Consider the following 1,126-nt stretch of genomic DNA (forward strand, 5'->3'; position numbering starts at 1 on the left):
CGCTGCCACAGGGCGGCACCTTAAGCTGGCTCTACTACGGCTCCGGTCACCTGAGTGCGATCCGGCATGAACAGACACTCCTCACTGAATTTGAGCGTGACCGGCTGCATCGTGAAACCCGCCGCACGCAGGGCAAACTGTTCCAGCTGCGCGATTATGATCCGCTGGGGCGCTGTATCCACCAGTACAGCCTGCCGCTGAAACAGGCCGATGCCGAGCCCCTGCCCTATCTCAGTGAGGGCAAGCCGTGGCGGGCGTGGGTCTACGGCCCCCAGGACGAATTGCAGATGATGGAAGATCATTACCGGGGCATAGTTGACTATCTTTATGACTCTGAAAGTCGCCTTAAAAAAGTGACGCATCAGGGCAGCGCTTATGAGGATATGTTGTGGTATGACCGGGCGGATAACCTGCTGGATCAACCGCAGTCGATATTGGAACAGGAGGCGGAAGAGCAGGGGATCCCTAAAGCGGTGACGCCGCAGGGCGACCGTCTGAGCTACTGGCGGAAATGGCGCTATGAGCATGACCCGCACGGCAATATTACCCGCCGGGAGTGTCGGTGGTACGAAACCCAGGATTACCGCTATGATGGCGACAACTGTCTGACGGTGGCGAAAATCGGCAACACAACGGCACGTTATCACTATGATGCCCTTGGGCGGCGTACCCGCAAGGGGGTAAAAATCGGGATTGATGGACTGGCGCGTTATGAACAAACTGATTTTGTCTGGCATGGTCTGCGGCTGTTGCAGGAGCGTGACACGAAAAGTGGCGAAACACAGACCTACTGCTATGAATCCCATGACAGCTACACCCCGCTGGCCAGCATCGTCACACGGGGAGCCAGGCACAATTACTTCTGGTACCACACCGATATCAACGGTGCGCCGCTGGAAGTCACGGACGAGGACGGGAAAATTGCGTGGGCGGGAAAATATCACATTTTTGGTGAACTGGGTGGCCCGCCGCTGGCTTACTTCACTGATCCGGCCCTGTCATCGACAAGCTATGATTTCAGGCAAAACCTGCGTTATGCAGGTCAATATTTTGACAAAGAGACGGGGCTGCATTTTAATACGTATCGGTATTATGCGCCGGAAATTGGCCGGTTTATCACGCCTGA

Annotated in this window: 1 protein-coding gene; it reads left to right on the forward strand. The window is 55.8% G+C overall.

Annotation, left to right across the window (positions count from 1 at the left end; translation table 11 throughout):
- The coding region (locus tag KZ793_RS13305) for an RHS repeat domain-containing protein (protein WP_225815775.1) at window positions 1–1,126 on the forward strand (1,126 nt) is incomplete at both ends.

The sequence above is a fragment of the Photorhabdus antumapuensis genome (genome assembly GCF_020387775.1).
Classification (GTDB): domain Bacteria; phylum Pseudomonadota; class Gammaproteobacteria; order Enterobacterales; family Enterobacteriaceae; genus Photorhabdus; species Photorhabdus antumapuensis.